Origin of the sequence: Longimicrobium sp., assembly GCF_036280135.1 — a bacterium.
Classification (GTDB): Bacteria; Gemmatimonadota; Gemmatimonadetes; order Longimicrobiales; family Longimicrobiaceae; genus Longimicrobium.
This window is the reverse complement of sequence record NZ_DASURI010000508.1, coordinates 1-2,992: the sequence shown is the minus strand read 5'-3', so window position 1 is coordinate 2,992 and position 2,992 is coordinate 1. Positions and strand designations below refer to the sequence as shown.

Sequence of the window (2,992 nt, the reverse complement as noted above, 5' to 3'; positions counted from 1 at the left end):
CTACCTGGAATCGGTGGGGCGCCGCGAGGAGCGAGTCCCCCCCGGTCGCCCCCGCCTTGCCTCCCCCGCAGGGCGCGGGCCCCATGGCTGAGCCCGCGCCGGAGCGGTTCGCGCACGCGGTGGAGGCGGCGTCGCTGGCCGTGGAGGGGATGGCGGCGCTCCTGCTGGCCTGCGCGGCGGCCTGGGCCTTCGCGTCCCTCCTTCGGCGGGCGGCGGAGCGACGACTGGGCGTGGACGGGCAGCGGGCCGTGTGGCTGGGACTGGCGCGGTGGCTGGTGCTGGCGCTGGAGTTCCAGCTTGCGGCGGACCTGCTGCACACCGCCGTCTCGCGCACCTGGGCGGACATTGGCCAGGTGGCCGCGCTGGCCCTCATCCGCACCTTTCTCAACTACACGCTGGAGGCGGACCTGGAGAAGCTCGCCGAGCGCCGGCACGCCCCGGAGCCGCCCTCGCCGTGACCCGGGCAGGTCCAAGACAAGACCCGGGTTCACGCGGAGATGCGGAGGCGCGGAGAGAAAAGAGCGAAGAGCCCGTCTCTCCCGTGTCTCTCTGTGCCTCTGCGTGAGATCCGCGGCTGCCGGGGGCACAGGCGCCGTCGCCACCGCAGGCAAGAGTGTCCAAGCTGCCGGCTCGCTGGGCGGCATATCTTGGGTGCGGACACGGGGCCGGGAACGAGGGAGCGGGGAAAGGATCCGGACGATGCGAACGAAAGCGGCGCGCGAGAGGGAGAGCGGGGCAGCGGTTCCCCGGCGGCGGGACCGCGGGGCAACGGTCGGAGGGCGGTGGATTCCTCCCCTCCGCGCGCTCCTCCTGCAGCTGCTGGCGGCCGGCGGGCTCGCCGCCCAGGGGCGCGGGCAGGGGCAGCCGGCGCAGGAGGGCGGCAACCTCTCCGCACAGGTGGTGGACCCCACCGCCCCGCTCAAGACCATCACCGTGCAGAACCGGTACGTGCCGTCGCACTGGTACCTGGACGACGACGAGAACGAGACGGACCTGCAGGTGGCCGTTCCCTTCCTGGCGTTCGGGGCCGGGAACATCCTGCGCGTCACCATTCCCTATCGTGCGAGCACGCCGGAGGGCCGCGACGGGCTGGGAGACGTGAGCGTATTCGACGTCGTCATCGTCCCCGCCGGCGGGGTCCGGCTCGCCATCGGCGCGGTGGCCAGCTTCGGCACGCCGAAGGGGCCCGGCGTCGACACGTACGCCATGGGTCCCGCCCTTGGCATCGTGGTGCCGGCCGGGCGCTGGACCGCGGGCGTCTTCAACCAGAACCTGTTCAGCGGGGACGACATCGCCACCTCGCAGCTGCAGCCGGTGCTGGCGTACACCGTGGACGAGCACCTGAGCCTGGCCCTGGGAGACCTGCAGTACACGGTTGACTGGAACGAGGGGCGCTTCGTCAACGTGCCCCTGGGGCTGCAGGTGAACTACGTGACGGCCCTCGCGCGGCAGCCGCTGCGGCTGTTCGTGAACCCGCAGTACAACCTGCGGGACGAGCCCGGCTCGCGGAAGTGGACGCTGACCGCGGGCGTGGCCCTGATCGCGAGGTAGCGCGGGAGGCCCGCGCCGCCGGTTCCCACAAACCCTGGAGGAGGAGGAGATCCATGAGAAACAGAGCATTTCGCGCCCTCGCGCTCGCGGCCGTGGCCGCGGCGTGGCAGCCGCCGGCCCCCGCGCGCGCCCAGGTGGACACGGCGGCGATGAACGCCCTGGCGCGGATGGGCACCTACCTGAACTCGCTGACCACCTTCCAGGTACGCGCGGAGATCACCCGCGAGGAGGTCCTGGCCGACGGGCAGAAGGTGCAGCTCGCGAGCTCGGCGGACCTGGTGGCGGACCAGCCCAGGCGCCTGCGCGTGAACGTGTCGGACGACCGGCAGCAGCGGCTGCTGCTGTACGATGGCCGCTCGTTCACCCTCTTTGCGCCGCGGCTGAACTTCTACGCCACGACGGCGGCGCCGGGGAGCATCCAGGACCTGGCGCGGCAGTTGGAGGACCGGCACGGGGTGGAACTCCCCCTGGTGGACCTCTTCCGCTGGGGAACGCCCGAGGCGCGCGTGGCCGAGATCACCTCCGCCATGGTCGTCGGACCCGCGGAGGTGGGAGGCGTGACCTGCGAGCAGTACGCCTTTCGGCAGGCGGGGCTGGACTGGCAGGTCTGGATCCAGAAGGGCGAGTTCCCCCTGCCGTGCCGGCTGGTGCTCACCACCCTGACGGACGAGGCGCGGCCCCAGCACGCCACGACGTACACCTGGAACCTGGCGCCGTCGTTCAACGATGCCGCGTTCGCCTTCGTACCGCCGGCGGACGCCCGGCAGATCACCTTCGCGGAAGTCGCCGCGGAGCGCGCATCCCGCAACTGAAGGAGGCTCCGATGAGAAAGCTCGTTCCACTGCTGTTCCTGGCGCTGCTGGGGGTGGTGCTCTGTGCCGCGCAGGCGGAGGCGCAGCGCCGCTTCGGGGGCGGGATGGCGTCGCGCGGGGCCGCGCGCGCATCCGTCAACGCGCGGCCGCACGTGGACGTGAACCGCGCCGCCGTCAACCGGCCCGCCGTGGACCGCAGCCGCGTGGCGAACCGCGACGTCAACCGTGACGTGAACCGTGACGTGAACATCAACCGCGACATCGACGTCCACCGTGACATCGACGTGAACGCCCACGGCGGCTGGTACGACGACCACGACGGCTGCTGCTTTCACCCCGTGGCCACGGCGGCCGTCATCCACGCGGCCAACACGGTGTCGCGGGCGGCCACGGCGGCGGCGGTGGGCTCCATCGTCAACACCCTGCCCCCGTACTGCGAGGTGGTGGTGGAGAACGGGATCACCTACCAGAACTGCGACGGCATCTGGTACCAGCCGCAGTTCTACGGCACGGAGGCGGGCTACGTGGTGGTGACGCCGCCGGAGTAGCGGGCCGGGATGAACCCCCGGCATCGCACGGCGCGGGGCACGGTGCCCCGCGCCCCCCTCCCCCCCAGCCCCCCCGTACCC

General features: G+C 72.2%; 4 protein-coding genes. All 4 read left to right on the top strand.

From position 1 onward, the window contains the following. The first annotated feature begins 83 nt into the window (after nt 1–83). The 4 genes from VFZ20_RS16440 to VFZ20_RS16425 all read left to right on the top strand — a co-directional run bounded on the left by VFZ20_RS16440 (nt 84) and on the right by VFZ20_RS16425 (nt 2,911). Complete coding sequence (locus tag VFZ20_RS16440) at nt 84–458, top strand: DUF1622 domain-containing protein (RefSeq protein WP_329684997.1); 375 nt, start codon at nt 84–86, stop codon at nt 456–458. 241 nt (nt 459–699) lie between these two features. Next, complete coding sequence (locus tag VFZ20_RS16435; RefSeq protein ID WP_329684996.1) at nt 700–1,551, top strand: hypothetical protein; 852 nt, start codon at nt 700–702, stop codon at nt 1,549–1,551. Between the two features lie 53 nt (nt 1,552–1,604). Continuing rightward, a complete protein-coding gene (locus tag VFZ20_RS16430) occupies nt 1,605–2,363 on the top strand; it encodes a DUF2092 domain-containing protein (protein ID WP_329684995.1) in 759 nt (252 codons plus the stop codon). Between the two features lie 11 nt (nt 2,364–2,374). Further along, entirely contained in the window at nt 2,375–2,911 is a 537-nt protein-coding gene (locus tag VFZ20_RS16425; protein WP_329684994.1) for a hypothetical protein, read from the top strand. Nucleotides 2,912–2,992: the final 81 nt, after the last annotated feature.